Source organism: Geodermatophilus sp. SYSU D01180, assembly GCF_054050415.1.
On record NZ_JBJGZH010000006.1, the window covers coordinates 123,638 to 146,790 of the forward strand.

The 23,153-nt window shown below is 76.0% G+C and carries 23 protein-coding genes; 21 read left to right on the plus strand and 2 right to left on the minus strand.

Annotated elements, in window-relative coordinates; genetic code table 11:
* Positions 1-5: 5 nt before the first annotated feature.
* The 4 genes from ACI8AA_RS08045 to aspS are packed head-to-tail and all read left to right on the plus strand — an operon-like array spanning position 6 to position 4,734.
* Complete coding sequence (locus ACI8AA_RS08045) at positions 6-689, plus strand: MBL fold metallo-hydrolase (RefSeq protein WP_457043966.1); 684 nt, start codon at positions 6-8, stop codon at positions 687-689.
* Positions 686-1,948 (plus strand): histidine--tRNA ligase, encoded by a 1,263-nt coding sequence (hisS, locus tag ACI8AA_RS08050; RefSeq protein ID WP_457043967.1) that lies wholly within the window; start codon positions 686-688, stop codon positions 1,946-1,948. The genes ACI8AA_RS08045 and hisS overlap by 4 nt, the downstream gene beginning before the upstream one ends.
* Positions 1,948-2,928: an aldo/keto reductase gene (locus ACI8AA_RS08055; protein ID WP_457043968.1), complete on the plus strand. Its 981-nt coding sequence runs from the start codon at positions 1,948-1,950 to the stop codon at positions 2,926-2,928. The genes hisS and ACI8AA_RS08055 overlap by 1 nt, the downstream gene beginning before the upstream one ends.
* 30 nt (positions 2,929-2,958) lie before the next feature.
* On the plus strand, positions 2,959-4,734 hold the full coding sequence (gene aspS / locus ACI8AA_RS08060) for an aspartate--tRNA ligase (protein ID WP_457043969.1): 1,776 nt from the start codon (positions 2,959-2,961) through the stop codon (positions 4,732-4,734).
* 21 nt (positions 4,735-4,755) lie between these two features.
* Here the strand turns inward: aspS and ACI8AA_RS08065 are convergent, their stop codons facing one another.
* On the minus strand, positions 4,756-5,271 hold the full coding sequence (locus ACI8AA_RS08065; protein ID WP_457043970.1) for an ASCH domain-containing protein: 516 nt from the start codon (positions 5,269-5,271) through the stop codon (positions 4,756-4,758).
* Between the two features lie 74 nt (positions 5,272-5,345).
* Between ACI8AA_RS08065 and ACI8AA_RS08070 the strand changes: the two genes are divergently transcribed.
* The 3 genes from ACI8AA_RS08070 to ACI8AA_RS08080 all read left to right on the plus strand — a co-directional run bounded on the left by ACI8AA_RS08070 (position 5,346) and on the right by ACI8AA_RS08080 (position 8,344).
* Complete coding sequence (locus tag ACI8AA_RS08070) at positions 5,346-6,437, plus strand: pyridoxal-phosphate-dependent aminotransferase family protein (RefSeq protein WP_457043971.1); 1,092 nt, start codon at positions 5,346-5,348, stop codon at positions 6,435-6,437.
* A gap of 53 nt (positions 6,438-6,490) precedes the next feature.
* Entirely contained in the window at positions 6,491-7,312 is an 822-nt protein-coding gene (locus tag ACI8AA_RS08075; protein ID WP_457043972.1) for a hypothetical protein, read from the plus strand.
* Between the two features lie 156 nt (positions 7,313-7,468).
* A complete protein-coding gene (locus tag ACI8AA_RS08080) occupies positions 7,469-8,344 on the plus strand; it encodes an endonuclease domain-containing protein (protein ID WP_457043973.1) in 876 nt (291 codons plus the stop codon).
* A gap of 62 nt (positions 8,345-8,406) precedes the next feature.
* Here ACI8AA_RS08080 and ACI8AA_RS08085 read toward each other — a convergent pair whose 3' ends face one another.
* A complete protein-coding gene (locus tag ACI8AA_RS08085) occupies positions 8,407-9,276 on the minus strand; it encodes an aldo/keto reductase (protein ID WP_457043974.1) in 870 nt (289 codons plus the stop codon).
* A 35-nt stretch (positions 9,277-9,311) separates the two neighbouring features.
* On the opposite strand from ACI8AA_RS08085, the gene ACI8AA_RS08090 reads away from it, so the two are divergent.
* From ACI8AA_RS08090 to efp, 14 genes are all read left to right on the plus strand, one after another.
* Positions 9,312-10,685 carry a replication-associated recombination protein A gene (locus ACI8AA_RS08090; RefSeq protein WP_457043975.1) on the plus strand — a complete coding sequence of 458 codons (1,374 nt, stop codon included), beginning with the start codon at positions 9,312-9,314 and terminating at the stop codon, positions 10,683-10,685.
* A 110-nt stretch (positions 10,686-10,795) separates the two neighbouring features.
* Entirely contained in the window at positions 10,796-11,221 is a 426-nt protein-coding gene (locus ACI8AA_RS08095; protein WP_387986799.1) for a DUF948 domain-containing protein, read from the plus strand.
* Positions 11,221-11,514: a hypothetical protein gene (locus tag ACI8AA_RS08100; protein WP_457043976.1), complete on the plus strand. Its 294-nt coding sequence runs from the start codon at positions 11,221-11,223 to the stop codon at positions 11,512-11,514. The genes ACI8AA_RS08095 and ACI8AA_RS08100 overlap by 1 nt, the downstream gene beginning before the upstream one ends.
* Positions 11,515-11,561: 47 nt before the next feature.
* Complete coding sequence (alaS, locus tag ACI8AA_RS08105; RefSeq protein WP_457043977.1) at positions 11,562-14,252, plus strand: alanine--tRNA ligase; 2,691 nt, start codon at positions 11,562-11,564, stop codon at positions 14,250-14,252.
* Between the two features lie 5 nt (positions 14,253-14,257).
* The gene (gene ruvX / locus ACI8AA_RS08110; RefSeq protein ID WP_457043978.1) at positions 14,258-14,923 is read left to right on the plus strand and encodes a Holliday junction resolvase RuvX; all 666 of its coding nucleotides are present in this window, start codon (positions 14,258-14,260) and stop codon (positions 14,921-14,923) included.
* 73 nt (positions 14,924-14,996) lie between these two features.
* The gene (mltG, locus tag ACI8AA_RS08115; RefSeq protein ID WP_457043979.1) at positions 14,997-16,664 is read left to right on the plus strand and encodes an endolytic transglycosylase MltG; all 1,668 of its coding nucleotides are present in this window, start codon (positions 14,997-14,999) and stop codon (positions 16,662-16,664) included.
* A 7-nt stretch (positions 16,665-16,671) separates the two neighbouring features.
* Positions 16,672-17,484: a shikimate dehydrogenase gene (locus ACI8AA_RS08120; protein ID WP_457043980.1), complete on the plus strand. Its 813-nt coding sequence runs from the start codon at positions 16,672-16,674 to the stop codon at positions 17,482-17,484.
* Between the two features lie 176 nt (positions 17,485-17,660).
* Positions 17,661-18,146, plus strand: coding sequence for a prepilin peptidase (locus ACI8AA_RS08125; RefSeq protein WP_457043981.1), 486 nt, complete (start codon positions 17,661-17,663; stop codon positions 18,144-18,146).
* 146 nt (positions 18,147-18,292) lie between these two features.
* Positions 18,293-19,471 carry a chorismate synthase gene (aroC, locus tag ACI8AA_RS08130; RefSeq protein ID WP_457043982.1) on the plus strand — a complete coding sequence of 393 codons (1,179 nt, stop codon included), beginning with the start codon at positions 18,293-18,295 and terminating at the stop codon, positions 19,469-19,471.
* The gene (locus ACI8AA_RS08135; RefSeq protein ID WP_457043983.1) at positions 19,468-20,001 is read left to right on the plus strand and encodes a shikimate kinase; all 534 of its coding nucleotides are present in this window, start codon (positions 19,468-19,470) and stop codon (positions 19,999-20,001) included. Before aroC ends, ACI8AA_RS08135 begins: the two co-directional genes overlap by 4 nt.
* Positions 19,998-21,053, plus strand: a complete 1,056-nt coding sequence (gene aroB, locus ACI8AA_RS08140; protein ID WP_457043984.1) for a 3-dehydroquinate synthase — start codon at positions 19,998-20,000, stop codon at positions 21,051-21,053. Before ACI8AA_RS08135 ends, aroB begins: the two co-directional genes overlap by 4 nt.
* Positions 21,050-21,484, plus strand: a complete 435-nt coding sequence (gene aroQ / locus ACI8AA_RS08145) for a type II 3-dehydroquinate dehydratase (RefSeq protein ID WP_457043985.1) — start codon at positions 21,050-21,052, stop codon at positions 21,482-21,484. Before aroB ends, aroQ begins: the two co-directional genes overlap by 4 nt.
* Positions 21,484-22,584 carry a M24 family metallopeptidase gene (locus ACI8AA_RS08150; protein WP_457044029.1) on the plus strand — a complete coding sequence of 367 codons (1,101 nt, stop codon included), beginning with the start codon at positions 21,484-21,486 and terminating at the stop codon, positions 22,582-22,584. The genes aroQ and ACI8AA_RS08150 overlap by 1 nt, the downstream gene beginning before the upstream one ends.
* On the plus strand, positions 22,585-23,145 hold the full coding sequence (efp, locus tag ACI8AA_RS08155) for an elongation factor P (RefSeq protein ID WP_456926769.1): 561 nt from the start codon (positions 22,585-22,587) through the stop codon (positions 23,143-23,145).
* The last annotated feature ends 8 nt before the right edge of the window (positions 23,146-23,153 follow it).

A 23,153-nucleotide genomic window follows, 5' to 3' on the forward strand; every position in this document is an offset into this window, starting at 1 on the left:
CACGGGTGCTCATCCGCTCGTTCCCGGCCGGCGCCTTCGGCACCAACTGCTACGCCGTCGCCCCCGGGCCCGGCCAGGAGTGCGTCGTCGTCGACCCGGGCATGGACGCGGTCGAGCCGCTGGCCCGGATGCTCGCCGACGACGGCCTCAAGCCGGTCGCCGTCGTGCTCACCCACGGCCACCTCGACCACACCTTCTCCGTGCTGCCCGTCTGCGAGGGCTACGACATCCCGGCCTACCTGCACCCCGCCGACTCGGGCATGCTCGCCGACCCCGCGCGCTGGCACGGCCCGGCGCTGGCGCCCCTGATCACCGGCCTCCGGCTGCCCGACCCCACCGAGGTGAAGCCGCTCGACGACGGCGCCGTGCTCTCCCTGGCCGGCGTCGAGCTGACCGTCCGCCACGCGCCCGGCCACACGCGGGGCTCGGTGGTCTTCTTTCTCGACCTCGGTGAGGCCCCGGGGCTGCTGGCCGGCGACGTGCTGTTCGCCGGGTCGGTCGGCCGGGTGGACCTGCCCGGCGGCTCCTGGGAGTCGATGCTCACCTCGCTGCGCGAGGTGGTCCTGCCGCTGGACGACGAGACCGTCGTGCTGCCCGGCCACGGCCCGGCGACGACGATCGGACGCGAGCGGGCGACCAACCCGTACCTGGCCGAGGCCGCGAGCGCACCGAAGGGGCGGGGTCTGTGAGCGGGCTGAGCGCGCCCAAGGGGACCTTCGACGTCCTGCCGCCGGACTCGGCGCGCTTCCTCGCCGTCCGCGAGACGCTCACCGCGCCGCTGCGGCGGGCCGGCTACGGCTACGTCGAGACGCCGGTGTTCGAGGAGACCGCGGTGTTCTCCCGCGGCGTCGGGGAGTCCACCGACGTCGTCACGAAGGAGATGTACACCTTCGACGACCGCGGCGGCCGCTCGCTCACGCTGCGCCCCGAGCTCACCGCCGGGCTCATGCGGGCCTTCATCGAGCACCGCCTGCACACCGGCCCGCTGCCGGTGAAGCTGTGGACGGTCGGCTCGGCGTTCCGCTACGAGCGCCCGCAGGCCGGCCGCTACCGGCACTTCACGCAGGTGGACATGGAGGCGCTCGGCGTCGACGACCCGGCGCTGGACGCCGAGGTCGTGGCGCTGGGCGTGCAGGGCTTCCGCGACCTCGGGCTCACCGACTTCGAGCTGCTGCTCACCTCGCTGGGCGACTCCACCTGCCGCCCGCAGTACCGCGAGCTGCTCGTGGCCTACCTGGAGAAGCTGGACCTCGACGAGGAGACCCGGCGCCGGGCGGAGATCAACCCGCTGCGGGTGCTCGACGACAAGCGGCCCGAGGTGCAGGCCCAGCTCGACGACGCGCCGCTGATGGTCGACCACCTGTCGGACTCCACGAAGGCGCACTACGACGCCGTCCGCCAGCACCTCACCGACCTCGGCGTGACCTGGACCGAGGCGCCCCGGCTGGTGCGCGGGCTGGACTACTACACGAAGACGACGTTCGAGTTCGTGCACCGCGGGCTGGGCGCGCAGTCGGCGATCGGCGGCGGCGGCCGCTACGACGGGCTGTCCGCCGCCCTCGGCGGCCCGGACGTGTCGGGCATCGGCTACGCCGTCGGCGTCGACCGGACGCTGCTGGCCGTGCAGGCCGAGGGCCTCGACGTGGCCGCGGCGCCCGGCGTGCAGGCGTTCGTCGTGCCGCTGGGCGCGGACGCCAAGCGGCTGGCGGTCCGGCTGGTCGGGCAGCTGCGCGAGGCCGGCGTGTCCGCGGACACCGTCTACGGCGACCGCGGGCTCAAGGGCGCGATGAAGGCCGCCGACCGGTCGGGTGCCACGCACGCGGTCGTCGTCGGCGAGCGGGACCTGGCCGAGGGCGTCGGCCAGCTGAAGGACCTGCGCACGGGGGAGCAGCGCGCCGTCCCCGTGGGTGACCTGTTCGAGGCGCTGAGAGCTGCGGTGAGTGAGTGATGGAGACCCGACCCCTCGGACGGACCGGCGCGGAGGTCGGCGTCGTCGGCCTGGGCACCTGGCAGCTGGGCGGTGACTGGGGCGACGTCGACGAGGAGGCCGCGGGCGGGGTCCTCGCCGCCGCCCTCGACGCCGGCGTGACCCTGCTCGACACCGCCGACGTCTACGGCGACGGCCGCAGCGAGGAGCGCATCCGCAAGGCGCTGGCCGCCCGGTCGGAGCGGCCGTTCGTGGCCACCAAGGCCGGCCGCCGCGCCGACCCGTTCGAGGCCGCGCAGTACACGCCGGAGAACCTGCGGGCCTGGGTCGACCGGTCGCGGCGCAACCTCGGCGTCGACACCCTCGACCTGGTGCAGCTGCACTGCCCGCCGACCGCCGTCTACTCCGACCAGCGGGTCTACGACGCGCTCGACTCGTTCGTCGCCGACGGCGCGATCGCGGCCTACGGCGTCTCGGTGGAGACCGTCGCCGAGGGGCTGACCGCCCTCGAGCACCCCGGCGTGGCCACCGTCCAGGTGATCCTCAACGTCTTCCGCCGCAAGCCGCTGGAGGAGCTGCTGCCCGCCGCGGCCGCGCGCGGCGTCGGCGTCCTGGCGCGGGTGCCGCTGGCCAGCGGCCTGCTGTCGGGGAAGTACGACGAGTCGACGACGTTCGGCGCCGACGACCACCGCAGCTACAACCGCCGCGGCGAGGCCTTCGACGTCGGCGAGACCTTCTCCGGCGTGCCCTACGAGGTCGGCGTGGCCGCCGCGCGCGAGTTCACCGCGATCTGCGGCGACCGGGTGCCGGCCCAGGTGGCGCTGCGCTGGGTGGTCCAGCAGCCCGGCGTCACCTGCGTCATCCCCGGTGCCCGCTCGGTGGAGCAGGTGCGGTCGAACGTCGCCGCCGCCGACCTCGCGCCGCTGACCGACGCCGAGCTCGCCGACCTCGAGCGGCTGTACGACGAGCGCATCCGGCAGCACGTCCACGACCGCTGGTGACACCCCCCACCCCCTGAGAGAGAGACCCCAGTGCTCCGCACCCACGACGCCGGCACGCTGCGCGCGTCCGACGCCGGTTCCACCGTCACCCTCGCCGGCTGGGTGGCCCGCCGGCGCGACCACGGCGGCGTCGTCTTCGTCGACCTGCGCGACGCCTCGGGCTACGTCCAGGTCGTCGTGCGCGAGGAGGAGGCGCACCACCTCCGCGCCGAGTTCTGCGTGCTGGTGACCGGCGAGGTCCGGCAGCGGCCGGCGGGCAACGAGAACCCCGAGCTGCCCACCGGTGAGATCGAGGTGGCCGCCGCCGAGCTGCGCGTGCTGTCGCCCGCGGCGCCGCTGCCGTTCCCGATCGAGACCGACCAGGCCGCCAGCGACGACGTCCGCTACAAGTACCGCTACCTCGACCTGCGCCGGCAGGGCCCGGCCCGGATCCTGCGGCTGCGCAGCGAGGTCAACCGGATCGCCCGCGGCGTCATGGCCGGCCACGGCTTCACCGAGGTGGAGACGCCGGACCTCACCCGCTCGACCCCCGAGGGCGCGCGCGACTTCCTCGTGCCGGTGCGACTGCAGCCGGGCAAGTGGTACGCGCTGCCGCAGTCCCCGCAGCTGTTCAAGCAGCTGCTGATGATCGGCGGGCTGGAGCGCTACTACCAGATCGCCCGCTGCTTCCGGGACGAGGACTTCCGCGCCGACCGGCAGCCGGAGTTCACCCAGCTCGACTTCGAGATGAGCTTCGTCGAGCGCGACGACGTCCTGGCCGTGGTCGAGGACGTCGTCCGCGCGCTGTGGCGGGAGCTGGCCTCCTACGACGTGCCCGAGATCCCGCGGATGACCTACCGCGAGGCGATGGACCGGTTCGGCTCGGACAAGCCCGACCTGCGCTTCGGCATCGAGCTCACCGAGCTCACGGAGTTCTTCGCCGACACGCCGTTCCGGGTGTTCCAGGCGCCCTACGTGGGCGCGGTGGTCATGCCCGGCGGCGGGTCGCAGCCGCGGCGGGCGTTCGACGCCTGGCAGGACTGGGCCCGCTCGCGCGGCTACCGCGGCCTGGCCTACGTGACCGTCGCCGAGGACGGCACCCTCGGCGGCCCGGTGGCGAAGAACGTCTCCGACGCCGAGCGCGAGGGGCTCGTGGCCGCCGTCGGCGCGGACCCCGGGGACTGCGTGTTCTTCGCCGCGGGCCCGCGCCGGTCCTCGCAGGAGCTGCTGGGTGCCGCGCGCAACGAGATCGCCAGGCGGCTGGAGCTCGTCGAGCCCGGCTCCTGGTCGTTCCTGTTCGTCGTCGACTTCCCGATGTTCGAGGAGACCGAGGACGGCGACTGGACGTTCATGCACCACCCGTTCACCTCGCCCACCCCGGAGTGGCGGGAGCGGTTCGCGGAGGACAAGGCGAACGCGCTGTCCGACGCCTACGACCTCGTCGTCAACGGCAACGAGCTGGCCAGCGGCTCGGTCCGGATCGCGGACCCGGAGCTGCAGGAGCGGGTGTTCGAGACCCTCGGCATGTCCCGCGAGGAGGCCCGCGAGCGGTTCGGGTTCTTCCTCGAGGCGTTCGCCTACGGCCCGCCGCCGCACGCCGGCGCCGCGCTGGGCTGGGACCGGCTGACCGCGCTGCTGGCCGGGGTCGAGTCGATCCGCGAGGTCATCGCGTTCCCGAAGACCGGCGCCGGCTACGACCCGCTGACCGGCGCGCCGACGCCGATCAGCGACGCGCAGCGCAAGGAGGCGGGCATCGACGCCGTCGCCGACGAGCCCGCGCTGCCCGGCGAGCCCGGCGCCCCCGGCCCGAGCGACCCGACGAGGTGAGGGCCCGGCCGGGCCGGCTGCTCAGCCGGCCCGGTCGGCCACCTCGGGCGGCCAGACGACGCGGAAGCGCTCGAACACGACCTCGAGCGCGTCGTCCCAGGCCTGCCCGCGGGCTGCCTGCGTGCGGGTGAAGTAGCGCCGGTGGCCCTCGAGCCAGCCCGCGCGGGTGCGGTCGCCCTCGCCCTCGTCGAACGCGAAGGCGTCGTCGACGCTGTCGAGCCGGCCGACGCGCAGCTCGGTGCTGCGCAGGACCGCGCGCGGGCGGCCCTCGCCGTCGCAGGCGATCCAGTGCCCGCCGATGCGGGGCAGCGGCTCGCCCTCGTGCGCGAAGTCGGCGACCAGGCCCGCGGTGGCCCGCTTGGTGCCGGCGAGCACCAGGCCGACCAGCTCGTCGGCGAGCGCGCGGCTGTCGCCGAAGCGCTCGACGGGCGGCTCGTCCTCGGGCGGGCCGCCGCCCGGGCGGCTCGCCGTGTACTCCGCCCACATCGCCGCGGCCTCCTCGCGGCGCGGCGCGGCCGGTGCGTCGTCGGTGCTCACCGGCCCATCCTCGCGACCCCGGCCCGTGGGGTGTCGGGGAGCGGTCGCGGGAGGCCGGTCCTAGGGTGCGGCGCATGCCGCTGCGCGCCCGCACCCTGCTCGGTCCCGGCCCCTCCAACCCCTACCCGGAGGCGACGGTCGCGCTCGGGCAGCCGCTGCTCGGCCACCTCGACCCGGTGTTCCTCGCCGTCCTCGACGAGACCTCCGACCGGCTGCGCACCGTGTTCGGCACGGCCAACCGGCGCACGCTGCCGCTGTCGGCGACGGGGTCGGCGGGGATGGAGGCGGCGTTCGTCAACACCGTGGGGCCGGGCGACGTCGTCGTCGTGGCGGTCAACGGGCTGTTCGGCGAGCGGATGGTCGACGTCGCCGGGCGCTGCGGCGCCGAGGTGGTGCGGGTCGACCACGAGTGGGGCTCTCCCGTGGACGCCGCCCGGGTCCTCGAGGCGCACCCCGCGCCGAAGCTGATCGCCGCCGTCCACGCGGAGACGTCGACCGGCGTGCTGTCGGACCTGGAGCCGCTGGCGGCCGGCAAGGGCGACGCGCTGCTGCTCGCCGACTGCGTGACCTCGCTGGGCGGCATCCCGGTGCGGCTGGACGACTGGGGCGTCGACCTCGCCTACGCCGGCTCGCAGAAGTGCCTCGGCGTGGCCCCCGGCCTGGCCCCGTTCACGGTCAACGAGCGGGCCTGGGAGCGTCGGGTGGAGAAGCCGCGCAGCTGGTACCTCGACCTCGGCATGCTCGGCGGCTACGCGGGGGAGGCGGCCGGGTCCGGTGGCCGCACCTACCACCACACCGCGCCGACCGGGATGGTCGTGTCGCTGCACGCCGGGCTGGGCCGGGTCCTCGACGAGGGCCTGGACGCGGTGCACGCCCGGCACGCCGAGGCCGGCCGGCTGCTGCACGAGGGCCTGCAGGCGATGGGCCTGGAGCTGTTCGCCGCCGAGGGGCACCGGCTGCCGGAGCTCACCACCGTGCGGGTGCCCGACGGCGTCGACTCCGCGGCCGTGCGCAAGGAGCTGCTCGAGCGCTACGACCTGGAGATCGGCGGCGGGGTCGGCGCCTTCGCGGCCACGGTCTGGCGGATCGGGCTCATGGGCCACAACGCCCGCCCCGACACGGTCGCCCTCGTGCTGGCCGCGCTGCGCGAGGTGCTGGGCCGCTGAGCGCTGCGGTCACCCCGCCGGGAGTCGCCCGGCGGCTCCCGGTCTGGGCGCTCGTGCCGTTCGCCGCGCCGGCCTGGTGCGCGGGCTTCCTGCCCTGGCTGCTGCACGGGATGGGGCGCGGGGCGCCGATCGTGCTGCCGCTGCGGGCCGGGCTGCTCACGTCGCTGGTGCTCGGCGCCGCCGTCGGCGGGCTGCTGGCCGGCGCGCTGGCGCTGCTCGTGCCGGCGGGGCGGCGCCGGGCCGCGCTGCTCGCCACAGGGTGCGGCGCCGTCCTGGGGATCGCGGTCACCCTGCTGCAGTCGGTGGCGGCCTCGGACGCCGGCGCGGGCTTCGACTCCGACCCGCGCGTGCTGACCGGGCTCGCGGTGCTGACCGCCGGCCTCGGGGTGCTCGCGTGGGGCGCCGGGTCGCTCGTGCTCGCCGGTCCCGCCGGGGCGGGGGTGGTGCTCGGGCTGGCGGCCGGCCTGCTGCCGGGGTGGCTCTCGGCACTGCTGCCATCGACGCCCTTCTCACCGGTGGCCGGGACGGTGCTGCTGTGGCTGCAGGCCCTCCTGCTGGCGGCGGCGCTGGTGGTGGTGGGCGTCCGGCCGGTGGCGCGGTTGGTCGTGTGGCCGGTGGTCCTGCTGGGCGCCTGGCTGGTCGGCCCGGCGCTGACCGCGGTGGCGTGGCTGGAACCCCTGCTGCGGCCCGGCGCCGGCTTGCCGCGGACCCTCGGCGACGCGCTGTCGGGGGCGTGGCAGGTCTTCGGCCTGGCGGCGTCCCCCACGGGCCGGGACTGGGGACCGTGGGTGGCCGCGCTCGTGGGCGCTGTGTTCGTGGCGGTCCTGCTGGACGGCCGCCGCCGCGCACCGGCGGGATCCGCTCCTGCGAGTTGATCACCGGGGCGTTGCCGCTGACACGCGCAGACGCGCCGACGTGAGTAGCGACGAGGTGATGATCGACAGCGGGCGCGGCGTGTCCACAGGCGCCACGGCGTCCACAACCGGCCGCTCCGGCCCGGCGGGGGTCCGGACCGGCCGCACGGTCCCTGCATGGACGACGTCGAGCTGCCGCTGGTCCACACGTGGATAGAGGCCCGCGCGGCCGGGGCCCGACGGCGGCAGGTGGCCGCTGACGGGCGGCGGCTGACCCGTGGCCTGTACCTCTCCGCCGCCGCGGAGACGGGTCTGGCCGCCCGCTGCCGCGCGTGGACGCGGCTGCTGCCCCCGGACACGGCCTTCGGACTGGGCACGGCGGCCGTGCTGCTCGGTGCTCACACTGACCCTCCACCTGAGGTCGAGGTCGTGCTGCGTCCGCGGCCGGTGCTCCCGCAGCGGCGCGGGCTCGCGGTGCACGTCCGGGAGCTGCGCAGCGAGGACGTGACCGAGGTCGCGGGTCTGCGGGTGACCTCCGGGGCGCAGACGTTCCTCGACCTGGCGCCACGGCTCCCGCCAGCCGAACTGGTCGCGGTGGGCGACGCCCTGCTCCGCGCAGGGCGCCTCGACGCGGTGGCGCTCGAGCGGCGCCTCGGCCGGGCCGGCCGGACCCGGGGCGTCGTCCCCGCGCGGGAGTGCGGGCCGCTGCTGTCCCGGCACGCGATGTCCCGCCCGGAGAGCCTGCTGCGCTACTGGCTGACGACGAGCGACCTGCCGGCCCCGCAGGCGCAGGTGCCGGTCCTCGACCACCGGGGCCGGGTGGTCGCGCACGCCGACCTCGGGTACGCCGAACACCGGCTGGCGATCGAGTACGAGGGGCGACAGCACGCCGGGGCGGAGCAGGTCGGGCGCGACGTCGACCGGTACTCGCTGATGGCCGCGGGCGGGTGGCTCGTACTCCGCTTCGCGGCGCGGCACCTGACCGGCCCCGCCGTCGTGGTCGAGCGGACGCGGCGGGCGCTGCTCAGCCGTGGGTGGCGCCCGGGGAGTTGATCATCGAGTCGTTGCCGCCGACACGCGTGGACACGCCGAGGCGGACGGCAACAAGCCGATGATCAACCCGGCGTCGACCCGTTCAGGCGGGCAAGATGCTCGGCCGACAGCTCCAGGTCGGCCGCGGCCGCGGAGTCCTGGATCGACGCCGGCCGCGACGCGCCGGGGATGGGCACCACGACCTCGGCCTGGGCGAGGTGCCAGGCCAGCGTCACCCGGTACACCGACACGCCCAGCTCGGACGCCACCTCCGCGAACGCCGGCGCGGTGGCCGACAGCGACCCGGCCGCCGTCACGCCGCCGAACGGGCTCCACGGCAGGAACGCCAGCCCGTGTGCCGCGCAGTGCTCGACCTCGCCGGCCGAGAAGCGCCACCCCGGCGAGAACTGGTTCTGCACGGCCGCCAGCGCCGGCCCCACGATCGACCGGGCGACGTCGATCTGCGCGACGTCCGCGTTGGAGATGCCGACCGTCTGCACCAGGCCGTCGTCGGCGAGCTGCCGCAGCGCGCCCATCGACTCCTCCCACGGCGTGTCCGGGTCGGGCCGGTGGTACTGGTACAGCCCGATCGCGTCCACGCCCAGGCGGCGCAGCGAGGCCTCGCACGCCTTCCGCAGGTAGGCCGGCGACCCGTCGAGCTCCCAGTCGGTGCCCCGCCGGGTGTGCCCGCCCTTGGTGGCCACCAGCACGTCGCCCGCGCCAGGCCCGTAGGACGCCAGCGCCTCGGCCACGAGCGTCTCGTTGTGCCCGAACTCGGCCTCGTCGCGGGCGTAGGCGTCGGCGGTGTCGACCAGGGTCACGCCGGCGTCCAGGGCCGCGTGGACGACGGCGACCGCCTCCTCGCGGGTCGGGCGGTCGGTCTTCGTCGACAGGGGCATGGCGCCCAGGCCGATCGCGCTGACGGTGCGGTCTCCGATGCGTCGCTGGTGCACGGGGCTGTCGTGCCCCGCGGGTAGCGTCGCTACCCGTGACGTCCTTGTTCGACGAGCCGGCGGAGGTCGCCGGCGACGCCGTCGACCCGGGTGCGCCGCTGGCGGTGCGCATGCGCCCGCGCTCCCTCGACGAGGTCGTCGGCCAGTCCCACCTGCTGGGCCCGCGGGCGCCGCTGCGCCGCCTGGTCGAGGCCGACGAGCCGATGTCGCTGGTCCTCTACGGCCCGCCCGGCACCGGCAAGACGACGCTGGCGCACGTCATCTCGCTGGCCACCAAGCGGCAGTTCGTGCAGCTGTCCGCGCTCGACGCCGGCGTCAAGGAGGTCCGCGCGGTCATCACCGCGGCCAAGCGCGAGCTCACCTACGCCGGCCGGCGCACCGTGCTGTTCATCGACGAGGTGCACCGGTTCTCCAAGACCCAGCAGGACTCGCTGCTGTCGGCCGTCGAGGACCGGATCGTCAGCCTGATCGCCGCCACCACCGAGAACCCGTTCTTCTCGGTCGTCAGCCCGCTGCTGTCCCGCAGCCTCGTGCTGGCGCTGCAGCCGCTGTCCGACGACGACGTCCGCACGCTGCTGCACCGGGCGCTCACCAGCGACCGCGGGCTCGGCGGCGGGCTCACCCTGACCGCCGAGGCCGAGGAGCACCTCGTCCGCGTCGCCGGCGGCGACGGGCGCAAGGCGCTGACCGCGCTGGAGTCCGGGGCGGGCGCCGCGCGGGCCGCGGGTGCGGCCGAGGTCGACCTCGCCACCCTGGAGACCGCCGTCGCGCAGGCCGCGGTGCGCTACGACCGCCAGGGCGACATGCACTACGACGTCGCCAGCGCGCTGATCAAGTCGATCCGCGGCAGCGACGTCGACGCCGCGCTGCACTACCTCGCCCGCATGGTGGTGGCGGGGGAGGACCCGCGGTTCATCGCCCGCCGGCTGGTCATCTCCGCCAGCGAGGACATCGGCATGGCCGACCCCACCGCGCTGCAGACCGCGGTCGCCGCCGCGCAGGCGGTCCAGCTCATCGGCATGCCCGAAGGGCACTTCCCGCTGGCGCACGCCGTCGTCCACCTGGCCACCGCGCCGAAGTCGAACGCGGTCACGGTGGCGATCGGCGAGTCGGTGGCCGACGTCCGCGCGGGCCTCGGCGGGCCGGTCCCGGCCGGCCTGCGCGACGCCCACTACGCCGGGGCCAAGAAGCTGGGCCACGGCTCGACCTACGTCTACCCGCACGACGCGCCCGACGGGATCGTGCCGCAGCAGTACCCGCCCGACGGGCTGGTCGGCCGCGACTACTACCGGCCCACGCCCCGCGGCGTGGAGGCCGGCATCGGCGCTCGCCTGGGCAAGCTCCGGGCGATCGTGCGCCGGCACCCCCGGGAGAGCCGGGGCGCGGAACGGGCCGGCCGCGGCGCCTGACGGGCCGGCGTCGTCCGGCGCACCCGAGGGGCGCCCGGGGCCGCGACTACTGTGGCCACGCCGGTCGTTGCCGACCACGCCGGCCGCCGACGGAGAAGAGGAGACGCCGCGTGTCCGCAGGAGAGTGGGCCGGACTGATCGCCGCCCTGGCGCTGGTGCTGCTGGTGCTGCTGCTGGCCGTCCCGCTGCTGAAGCTGGGACGCACGCTGGACGAGGCCACGCTGACCATCCGGCAGACCCGGGAGGAGAGCCGGCCGATCCTCACCCAGGCCCAGACGACGATCGCCCAGGTCAACAGCAACCTCGAACGGGTCGACGACATCACCGGCAACGCGGCGAACGTGTCGAGCAACGTCGCGGCGCTGACCAGCGTCGTCGCCGCCACCGTGGGCAGCCCGCTGATCAAGGTCGCCGCGTTCAGCTACGGCGTCCGCAGCGCGACGCGGAAGCGCCGCGAGGGCCAGGCGATCGCCGAGGCCGCCGCCCGTGACAAGGCCGAGCGCCGCGCGCGCCGCGCCGCCCGGCGGGCCGCCTGATGCGCCGGCTGTTCTGGCTGGCCATGGGCATCACCATCGGCGCCCTCGTCGTCCGCAAGCTGTCCCGCGCCGCCGAGAAGATGACGCCCGCCGGCATCGGCGCCTCGATCGCCGAGGGCCTGCGCGACCTCGCCGACGCGATCGGGGAGTTCGGTGCCGACGTGCGCGCCGCGGCCGCCGTGCGCGAGGAGGAGCTGCGCTCGGGCACCGGGCTCGACGCGCCGCTGCCGGAGCGCGACACGACCCAGCTCCAGCTCCCCGGGCGACGCGGCGCCCACGCCGCCGACCGCTGAGCACCGACCCCGCGGGGGCCGTCCCCGCCCCGAGGACCGAGTAGGCCATGCAGACCGCCGAGATCCGCCGCCGCTTCCTGCAGCACTTCGAGCAGCGCGGCCACACCGTCGTCCCCAGCGCCTCGCTGGTGTCGCCGGACCCCTCCCTGCTGTTCACCGTCGCCGGCATGGTGCCGTTCATCCCGTACCTGACCGGCCGGGAGCCGGCGCCGTTCCCGCGGGCCACCAGCGTGCAGAAGTGCGTGCGCACCCTCGACATCGAGGAGGTGGGCAAGACCACCCGGCACGGCACGTTCTTCCAGATGAACGGCAACTTCTCCTTCGGGGACTACTTCAAGGAGGGGGCCATCCAGCACGCCTGGGACCTGGTCACCGGGCGGGTGGAGGACGGCGGGCTGGGCTTCGACCCCGACCGCATCTGGGTGACGGTCTACCTCGACGACGACGAGGCCGCCGACGCCTGGCACCGCATCGCGGGCCTGCCGGAGGACCGCATCCAGCGGCTGGGCAAGAAGGACAACTACTGGCACACCGGCGCCGACGGCCCCGGCGGCCCGTGCTCGGAGATCTACTTCGACCGCGGCCCCGAGTTCGGCCCCGACGGCGGCCCGCTGGTGGACACCGCCGGTGACCGGTTCCTGGAGATCTGGAACCTCGTCTTCATGCAGTACGAGCTCACCGACGTCCGGAGCAAGGAGGACTTCCGGATCGTCGGCGAGCTGCCGAAGAAGAACATCGACACCGGCATGGGCCTGGAGCGGGTGGCCTTCCTGCTGCAGGGCGTCGACAACATGTACGAGATCGACGAGGTGGCGCCGGTGCTGCACCGCGCCGCCGACCTCGCCGGGGTCACCTACGGCAAGGACCACGAGGCCGACGTCCGGCTGCGCGTGGTCGCCGACCACGTCCGCAGCGGCCTGATGCTCATCGGTGACGGCGTCACCCCCGGCAACGAGGGCCGCGGCTACATCCTGCGCCGGCTGCTGCGCCGCGCGGTCCGCTCGATGCGGCTGCTCGGCGTCGACGCCGCCACGCTGCCCGAGCTGCTGCCGGTCTCCCGCGACGCGATGGGCGCGAGCTACCCGGAGCTGGTCGCCGACTTCGACCGCATCTCCGCCGTCGCCTACGCCGAGGAGGAGGCGTTCCGGCGCACCCTCACCTCGGGGACCGCGCTGTTCGACACGGCCGTCGCGCAGGCCAAGGCCGCCGGGACGCCGTCGCTGTCGGGGGAGCAGGCGTTCTCCCTGCACGACACCTACGGCTTCCCGATCGACGTCACCCTCGAGATGGCCGCCGAGCAGGGCGTGACCGTCGACGAGGAGGGCTTCCGCGCGCTCATGCAGCAGCAGCGCGACCGGGCCCGCGCCGACGCCCGCGCCAAGCGCACCGGCTCGGTCGACGTCCTGGCCTACCGCCGGCTGCTGGCCGACCACGGCCCCACCGACTGGCGGGCCTACTCCACCCTGCGCACCGACTCCCGCGTGCTCGGCCTGGTCGCCGACCTCGCCGCGGAGGAGGGCGCCCCCGCCGCGCCGGCCGGGCCGGGCGAGGTCACCCGGGTGGTCCTGGACCGGACGCCTTTCTACGCCGAGTCCGGCGGCCAGGTCGCCGACGCCGGCACCCTGACCTGGGACGGCGGCCGCGCCGAGGTGCTCGACGTGCAGCGGCCGGTCAAGGGCCTGGTCGTGCACCAGGTCCGCGTGCTCGAGGGCGAGCTGGCCGAGGGCGCGGAGCTCACCGCCGAGGTGGACCGCGAGTGGCGGCTGTCGGCCTGCCAGGCGCACTCGGGCACGCACGTGGTGCACGCCGCGCTGCGCCAGGTGCTCGGCCCGCAGGCGCTGCAGTCGGGCTCCTACAACCGCCCCGGCTACCTGCGGCTGGACTTCGCCTGGCAGGGCGCGCTCACCCTCCAGCAGCGGTCCGACATCGAGGACGTCGCCAACGCGGCCGTGCGCGCCGACCACCGGGTCACCGCCACCTACATGACGCTGCCCGAGGCCCAGGCGATCGGCGCGCTCGCGCTGTTCGGCGAGACCTACGGCGAGCAGGTGCGCGTCGTCGAGATCGGCGGCCCGTGGTCGCGCGAGCTGTGCGGTGGCACGCACGTCGCCGGCTCCGCGCAGATCGGCACGCTGGCGCTGACCGGCGAGTCGTCGGTCGGGTCGGGCGCGCGGCGCGTGGAGGCCGTCGTCGGCCTCGAGGGCTTCCGCTACCTGGCCCGCGAGCGCGACCTGGTGCGCCAGCTCGGCGAGCTGCTGAAGTCGCCCACCGACGGGCTGGTCGACCGGGTCGGCGGCATCCTGTCCCGGCTGCGCGACGTCGAGCGGGAGGTCGCCGACCTGCGCGCCCAGCAGACCCAGGCCGCGGCCGGCCAGCTCGCCTCGGGCGCCACGGACGTCGGCGGGGTCGCCGTCGTCACCGCGGCGCCGGCCGGGCTCTCCGGCGGTGACCTCCGGACCCTCGCCCTCGACGTCCGCGGGCGGCTCGGCGAGCGCCCCGGGGTCGTCTTGCTGGCCTCGGAGTCGGGGGGCAAGGTGGCTCTGGTCGCAGCACTGAACCCCGCCGCCCAGCAGCGCGGGCTGTCCGCCAGCGACGTGCTGCGTGCCGCGGCGGCCCCGGTCGGGGGCCGCGGTGGCGGCAAGCCCGACGTCGCCCAGGGCGGCGGCACGGACCCGGGCGGCATCCCCGCCGCCCTGCAGGCCGGCGAAGAGGCGGTCGCGACCGCCACAGGGAGGTGAGCGGAGTGCCCGAGCAGCGCCCCGACGAGACCGGTCCGGTGGGGGAGCGGCGCGTGCAGGGCCGCCCGGCGGTGCCGCCGGCGCGGCCCCGGCAGACCCCGCCCCCGCCGCAGCAGCCGGTGCACCACCGCACCGAGCAGATCGACCTGCGCGCCGGCTTCCCGCCGGTGCGCAACGAGACCACCGAGATCGACCTGTCGCAGGGGCTGCCCGCCGGGCTGCCGCTGCCGCCGCGCCGCACCAGGCAGGGCCGCCGGCTCGGCCTCGACGTCGGCACGGTGCGGATCGGCGTCGCCTTGTCGGACCCCACCGGCACGCTGGCCAGCCCGCTGGAGACCGTGGAACGCCGCCGCGACGGCGGCGACCTCGACCGGATCGTCGCCCTCGTCGAGGAACACGAGGTGACGGAGGTGATCGTGGGAGAGCCGAGGCACCTGTCGGGTGCGTCGGGCGCCTCCGCACGGGAGGCACGTGCCTACTCTCGGTCACTCGCCGGGCGCATCGGCACCGTGCCCGTGCACCTCGTCGACGAGAGGCTCTCCACCGTGACCGCAGCCAGTTCCCTGCGGGCGAACGGGCTCGACAGCCGCGCCCAGCGTCCCGTGATCGACCAGGCCGCCGCCGTGGTCATCCTGCAGGCGTACCTCGACGCCCAGCGGGGGCGCTCGTGACCGAGCTCGCGAGGTCGTGCAGGAACACAGCGCCGGAGGGCACCGGTGCACCGAGCGTCAGCGAGGTGTGCCGGTGACCGGTCCGGTCCCGCCGTACGGGCGGGGCCTCCCCGGCATGCCGAACGTCCCGGCGCCCTCCGCGGGCGCCTGGCCGGCCGGACCGCCGACGACGCGGCTGCCGGTGGGCCCGGGCCCGGCCCGGCCCGCCCGTCCGACCCGCGCCGGTCTGCTGGACCGGGACGTCCGGCCGGTGACCGCCGGCCGGCACGCCGCCCCGGACGACGCCGGCGCCCAGGGCGGCGCGTCCGAGGACGACCGCACCGGCCCGCTGCCCGGGGACAGCCAGCCCGTGCCGCCGCTGCCCGGCGTCCCGCCGCGGCCGTCCGGCCCGTGGTCGAAGCTGGCCCGCCGCAACGAGCCCGCCGACCCCGACGACGCGCCCACCGTGGCCGCGGCCGCCGTCGGCCCGCACGACGAGCCCGCCGACGACGAGGAGCCCACCGGCGGCCTCGAGGTCCTCGGCGCCGGGGCCGCCGACCGCCCCCGCCGGCGCGGCCGGCGCGCCCGCGACGAGGCCGAGGAGCACGGGCACGCCGCCGTGTTCGGCGACGACGCCGACGAGACCGGGGCGCTCGACCTGCCCGACGACGACTCCTCCGGCGCCGCACCCGCGCCCCGCCGGCGCTCCGGCCGCCGCCGCAGCCCGCTGGCCAACGTCCTCGCGCTGCTGGTCCTCGCCGCGCTCGTCGCGGGCATCATCTTCGGCGGCCGGGCGCTCATCGGGCTGGTCAACCCCGAGGCCGAGGACTACGCCGGCGCGGGCACCGGCAGCGTCGAGGTGCGCGTCGGCGAGGGCGACACCCTCAGCGACATCGCCCGCACCCTCGTCGAGGCCGACGTCATCGCCTCCTCCGAGCCGTTCGTCGACGCCGCCGAGGCGAACGCGGCGGCGACCGGCATCCAGCCCGGCGTCTACGAGCTCCGGTCGCAGATGAGCGGCCAGGCCGCCCTCGACCTGCTGCTCGACCCGGCGGCCCGCCAGGTCTCGCGGGTCACCGTCCCCGAGGGCTCCACGCTCGCGGGCACGCTGCAGCGGATCTCGGACGACACCGGCCTCCCGGTCGAGGAGCTGCAGGCCGCCGCGGCCGACCCCGCCGCGCTGGGCCTGCCGGCCTACGCGAACGGGCAGCTCGAGGGCTTCCTGTTCCCGGCCACCTACGACGTCGAGCCCGACGACACCGCCGCCGACGTGCTGCGCGCGATGGTCTCCCGGTTCACCGACATGGCGGCCGACGTGCAGCTCGAGCAGCGGGCCGCCGCGGCCGGGCGCTCGGTGTACGACGTCGTCGTCGTCGCCTCGATGATCGAGCGGGAGACCAAGGTCGACGACGAGCGGGTGGACGTCGCTCAGGTCGTCTACAACCGCCTGTCGCAGGGCATCCCGCTCGGGATCGACGCCACGCTGGCCTACGGGCTGGGCAAGAACGGCAACGACCTCACCGTCACCGACCTGCAGACCGACAGCCCGTACAACACGCGGACCCGGGCCGGCCTCCCGCCGACGCCGATCGCGGCGCCGGGCGAGGCGAGCCTGGAGGCGGCGCTGGCGCCGACGACCGGGGACCTCCTGTACTACGTGCTGGAGTCCTCGGACGGGCGGCACTTCTTCACCGCCAGCTACGACGAGTTCCTGGCGGCCCGCCAGCGGTGCGCCGACGCCGGCCTCGGGTGTGGTGGCTGACCGGCCCGTGCCCGCACCGGTCCCGCCCGGCCGGGCGGCCGTCCTCGGCCGCCCGGTCGGGCACTCGCTCTCCCCGCTGCTGCACCGCGCCGCGTACGCCGCGCTGGGCCTGACCGGCTGGACCTACGACGCCCTCGACGTGGGCGCCGAGGACCTGCCCGACCTGGTCGCCGGGCTCGGCCCGGAGTGGCGCGGGTTCTCGGTGACCATGCCGTGCAAGCAGGCGGCGGTCGCCGTCGCCGACGCCGTGGAGCCGCTGCCCCGGCTGCTGGGCGCGGCGAACACCCTCGTGCACACCGACGCCGGGTGGCGGGCCGAGAACACCGACGTCCACGGCGTCGGGATGGCGCTGCAGACCGGCGGCGTCGAGCGGGTCGCGCACGCGGCGATCGTCGGCGCGGGCGGGACGGCCGCGGCCGCCGCGGTGGCTCTGGCCGAGCTCGGCGCCGAGTCGGTCGACGTGCTGGTCCGCGAGCCCGCCCGCGCCGCCGAGGTCACCCGGGTGCTCGGGGTGCTCGGCGTCGAGGCGGTGGTCCGGCGGATCGAGGCCGGCCCGGTGGAGGCGCCGGTCGTCGTCAGCACCGTGCCGATCGGCGCGCACCGCGACCTCGCCGGCCTGGGCTGGCGCGCCGGGCAGACCGTGCTCGACGTGCTGTACGCGCCGTGGCCCACGCCGGTGGCCGCCGCGGCCGACCGGGCCGGCGCCACGGTCGTCAGCGGCATCGAGGTGCTGTTCTGGCAGGCCACGGTGCAGGTCGAGCTGATGACCGGGCTGCCCGCGCCGCTGGGCCCGATGCGCGCCGCGCTGGACGCCCGCTGAGCCCTCCGGTCCCGCGCGAGCTGCTGCTGGCGGCCGCGGTCCTGGCCGCCGCGGCGCTCGGCCCGCTGCTGGCGCGCGCCGCCGTCCGGCTGGCCGGCCGGGACCCCGCGGCCCGGGCCACGCCGGTCCGCGCGCTGCTCACCGCCCTCGTCCTCGCCCTGCTGCTGTGCGGCACGGTGCTGCTCACCGGCACCCGCCCGGCGACCGCCGCGTATGCGTGGGCGGCCGGCGCCGCCGTCGTCCTCGCCCAGGTCGACCTCGCCGTCCACCGGCTGCCCGACCGGGTCACCTACCCGGCCGCGGCCGTGTGCGCCGCCGCACTGCTCGCCGACGCCGTCCTGCTCGGCACCTGGCCCGCGCTGCTGCGGGCGCTGGTGGCCGCGGCGGCCGCCGGCGGGATCGCGCTGCTCGCCGCCCTGGCCGGGCCGTCGGGGCTGGGCCTCGGCGACGTCAAGCTGCTCGCGCTGCTCGGCCTGCTGCTGGGCTGGGCCGGCTGGGGCGTGCTGCTCGCGGGGGTGTTCCTCGGCCTGCTCGCCGGCGCCGCCGCCTCGCTGCTCCTGGTCGCGACCGGCCGGGCCGGCTGGCGCACCCCCGTCCCCTTCGGCCCGCCCCTGCTCCTGGGAGCCGTCCTCGCCCTCTTGGTGGAGGGACCGCTGCAGTGACGTGATGGAACGGCCCCCTCCCAGGGGCCCGCCCCGAGCTCGTCAGGGAGCAAGGACCTCCCCTGCCCCCACCGCTCGCAAGCTCGCGGTGGGCCCCTGCAGGGAGGCCGGAGGTGCACAGTCCTTCAACTGGCAGAATCGGCGACATGTTGCGCTGGCTGACCGCCGGTGAGTCGCACGGCCAGCAGCTCACCGCCATCCTCGAGGGCCTGCCCGCCGGCGTGCAGGTGCAGACCTCCGACCTCGACGTCGACCTGGCCCGCCGCCGGCTCGGCCACGGCCGCGGCGCGCGGATGTCCTTCGAGCAGGACGAGGTCACCCTCACCGGCGGCGTCCGGCACGGGCTGACCATGGGCGGGCCGATCGCCGTCCAGGTGGGCAACACCGAGTGGCCCAAGTGGACGACGGTCATGTCGGCCGACCCGGTCGACCCCGCGGTGCTCGAGGGCCAGGCCCGCAACGCGCCGCTGACCCGGCCGCGGCCCGGCCACGCCGACCTCGCCGGCATGCAGAAGTACGGCTTCGACGACGCCCGCCCGGTGCTCGAGCGGGCCAGCGCCCGCGAGACCGCCGCCCGGGTCGCGCTCGGCGCGGTCGCGAAGGCGTTCCTGCGCCAGGCGCTCGGCGTCGAGGTCGTGAGCCACGTCGTCGCGATCGGCCCGGTCACCGTGCCCGACGGCGTGCTGCCCGGCCCGCACGACAACCCGCGCATCGACGAGGACCCGGTGCGCTGCGCCGACCCGGCCACCAGCGCGGCGATGGTCGCCGAGGTCGACGACGCCCGGAAGAACGGCGACACGCTCGGCGGCGTCGTCGAGGTCGTCGTCCACGGGCTGCCGCCCGGCCTGGGCAGCCACGTGCACTGGGACCGCCGCCTCGACGCCCGCCTGGCCGCCGCGCTCATGGGCGTGCAGTCGGTCAAGGCGGTGGAGGTGGGCGACGGCCTGGAGACCGCCCGCCGCCGCGGCTCGGTCGCCCACGACGAGATCGTCAGCGAGGACGGCCGGCTGCGCCGGGTCACCGACCGCGCCGGCGGCATCGAGGGCGGCATGACCAACGGCGAGGCGCTGCGCGTCCGCGCGGCGATGAAGCCGATCTCCACCGTGCCGCGGGCGCTGGCCACCGTCGACGTCGCCTCCGGCGACGCCGCGGTCGCGATCAACCAGCGCAGCGACGCCATCGCCGTCCCGCGCGGCGCCGTGGTGATGGAGGCGATGGTCGCCCTCGTGCTCGCCGACGCCGCGCTGGAGAAGTTCGGCGGCGACTCCGTCGCCGAGACCCGCCGCAACGCGCAGGCCTACCTCGCCGCGCTCCCGTACCGGTGAGCCGGCCGCTGCTGGTGCTCGTGGGGCCGCCGGCCTCGGGCAAGACCACCGTCGGGACGGCGGTGGCGACCGCGCTGGGCCTGCCGTTCCGGGACACCGACGCCGACGTCGAGGCCGCCGCCGGCACCACGGTCGCCGACCTGTTCGTCACGCACGGCGAGCCGCACTTCCGGGCGCTGGAGGAGCAGGCGGTCGCCCGCGCGCTCGGCGAGCACGACGGCGTCCTCGCGCTCGGCGGCGGCGCGGTGCTCAGCGCCGCCACCCGCGAGCTGCTGGCCGGCTACGGCCGCGCCGGCGGCGTCGTGGTGCACCTCGACGTCGACGTCCCCTCGGCCGCCCGCCGGGCCGGCCTGTCCCGGGACCGCCCGCTGCTGGCGGTCAACCCGCGGGCGATGCTGCGCACCCTGCTCGAGCAGCGCGCCCCGCTCTACGCGGAGGTCGCCACCGTGGTCGTGCCCACCGCCGGCCGCACGCCGGAGGACGTCGTCGCGGACGTGCTGTCCGCCCTGCCCGCCGGGACCGCCCGGTGAGGCGCGTGACCGTCGCGGGGGAGAGGCCCTACGACGTCGTCATCGGGCCGGGCGCGCAGGCCGAGCTCGGCCTGCTGCTCGCCGGGACGCCGAAGGCCGCGGTCGTGCACAGCCCGCCGCTGGCCGCGCTCGCGGGCGCCGCCGTCGAGACGCTGCAGACCGCCGGGGTGGCCGCCGAGGCCGTCGTCGTGCCCGACGGCGAGGCGGCCAAGACCGCCGCGGTCGCCGCGGCCGCCTGGGAGGAGTTCGGCCGGCTCGGGCTGACCCGCTCGGACGCCGTCGTCGGCGTCGGCGGGGGAGCGGTCACCGACCTCGCCGGGTTCCTCGCCGCCACCTGGACCCGGGGCGTCCGGGTGGTGCACCTGCCCACCAGCGTGCTCGGCATGGTCGACGCCGCGGTGGGCGGCAAGACCGGCATCAACACCGGCGCGGGCAAGAACCTGGTCGGCGCGTTCCACCCGCCGGCCGGGGTGCTCGCCGACACCGACGTGCTCGCCGGGCTGCCGGAGGCGGAGTTCCGCGCCGGGATGGCCGAGGTGGTCAAGTGCGGGTTCATCGCCGACGCGGCGATCCTGGACCTGCTCGCCGCCGACCCGGCCGGCCGCCGCGACACCGGGGAGCTCATCGAGCGGGCGGTGCGGGTCAAGGCCGACGCCGTGGGCCGGGACCTGTTCGACACCGGCGTCCGCGAGTTCCTCAACTACGGGCACACCCTCGGCCACGCCATCGAGCGGGTCGAGGACTTCCGCTGGCGGCACGGCGAGGCGGTCGCCGTCGGCCTGGTGTTCGCCGCCGAGCTCGGCGCGCAGGCCGGCCTGCTGACCCGCGCCGAGGCCGACCGGCACCGCGAGCTGGTGGCCGCGATGGGCCTGCCCACCCGCTACCGGGGCGACTGGGCGGCACTGCAGGCGGTGATGCGCGTGGACAAGAAGGCCCGCGGGGCGACGCTGCGGTTCGTCGTCCTCGACGGCATCGGCACCCCGACGATCCTGACCGACCCCGAGCAGGCGTGGCTGGACGCGGCGTGGGCCGCAGTATCGGAGACAGCGTGACGATCCAGGTGCTCAACGGCGCCAACCTCGGCCGGCTCGGCACCCGCGAGCCCGAGGTGTACGGCACGACGACGTACGCCGAGCTCGTGGCGATGGTCGAGGTGGCCGCCGCCGAGCTGGGGCTGACGGTGCGGGTGCGGCAGACCGACTCCGAGGCCGAGCTGCTCGGCTGGGTCCACGAGGCGACCGACGCCGGCGACCCGGTCGTGATCAACCCCGGCGGCTGGTCGCACACCTCGGTGGTGCTGCACGACGCGCTGGCCGCGGTGACCGCGCCGGTCGTGGAGGTCCACATCTCGAACATCCACCGGCGCGAGGAGTTCCGGCACCACTCCTACGTCTCCCGCGTCGCCGACGGCGTCATCGCCGGGCTGGGCGTGCAGGGCTACGAGCTGGCGCTGCGGTACCTCGCGGCGAAGGGGGTCCCGTGATGCGCACCACCGAGCGGCGGGAGCGGCTGCGGGCCACCGCCGCCGAGCGCGGGCTGGACGCCGTCCTGGTGACCCGCCTGCTCAACGTCCGCTACCTGACCGGGTTCACCGGCTCCAACGGCGCGCTGCTGCTGCGCACCGACGGCGCCGACCTGTTCGGCACCGACGGCCGGTACACCACCCAGGCCGGCACCCAGGTGCCCGACGTCGAGCTGATGGTCGACCGCGCCACCGTCCCGGCGCTGGCGCAGGAGGCGGTGCGCCGCGGAGCGGGCCGGATCGGCTACGAGAGCCACGAGGTCACCGTCGACGGGCTGGCCCAGCTCGAGCGGGTGCTCGCCGACGCCGCGGCCGGCGGGACCGTGCCCGAGCTGGTGTCGGTCCGCCGCGCGGTCGAGGGGCTGCGCGCGGTCAAGGACGACGACGAGATCGCCGCGCTGCGCCGGGCGTGCGCGGTCGCCGACCAGGCGCTGGCCGAGCTCGCCGGCGAGGGCGCGCTGCGGCCCGGGCGCACCGAGCTGGAGGTCGGCCGGGAGCTCGACGCCCGCATGCTGGCGCTGGGCGCCGAGGCGCCGTCGTTCGAGACGATCGTGGCCACCGGCGCGAACTCCGCGATCCCGCACCACCGGCCCGACCGCACGGTCCTGGCCGGCGGCGACCTCCTCAAGCTCGACTTCGGCGCGACCGTCGACGGCTACCACTCCGACATGACCCGCACGCTGGTGCTCGGGCACGCCGCCGACTGGCAGCGCGAGGTCTACGCGCTCGTGGCCGAGGCGCAGGCGGCCGGGCGGGCGGCGCTGGCGGTCGGGGCCGACGTCGTCGCCGTCGACGCGGCCTCCCGCGACGTCATCGCCGCGGCCGGGCACGCCGACCACTTCACCCACGGCCTGGGGCACGGGGTGGGCCTGGAGATCCACGAGGCGCCGGGCATCGGCCCGCTGGGCGCGGGTAGTCTGGCCGCCGGCATGGCCGTCACCGTGGAGCCTGGGGTCTACCTCCCCGGCCACGGCGGTGTCCGGATCGAGGACACGCTCGTCGTCACGGCGGACGCGCCCGAGTTGTTGACCCTCACGAGCAAGGAACTGCTGGTCCTCTAGATGGCTACCACCAACGACCTCAAGAACGGCATGGTCCTCAACCTCGACGGCCAGCTGTGGTCCGTCACCGAGTTCCAGCACGTCAAGCCCGGCAAGGGCGGCGCGTTCGTCCGCACGACGCTGAAGAACGTGCTCTCGGGCAAGGTCGTCGACCGGACCTTCAACGCCGGCACCAAGGTCGAGACGGCCACCGTCGACAAGCGGAACATGACCTACCTGTACCGCGAGGGCAACGACTTCGTCTTCATGGACGGGGACACCTTCGAGCAGATCTACGTCCCGTCCGAGACCGTCGGCGGCGGCGCGGACTACCTGCTCGACAACACCGAGGTCGTCGTCGCGGTGCACGAGGGCACCCCGCTCTACGTCGAGCTGCCGGTGACGATGGAGCTCGTCGTCCAGCACACCGACCCGGGCCTGCAGGGCGACCGCTCCACCGGCGGCACCAAGCCCGCCACCCTGGAGACCGGCGCGCAGATCAACGTGCCGCTGTTCGTGAACACCGGCGACAAGCTCAAGGTCGACACCCGCGACGGCCGGTACCTCGGCCGCGCCAACTGACGCGCCCC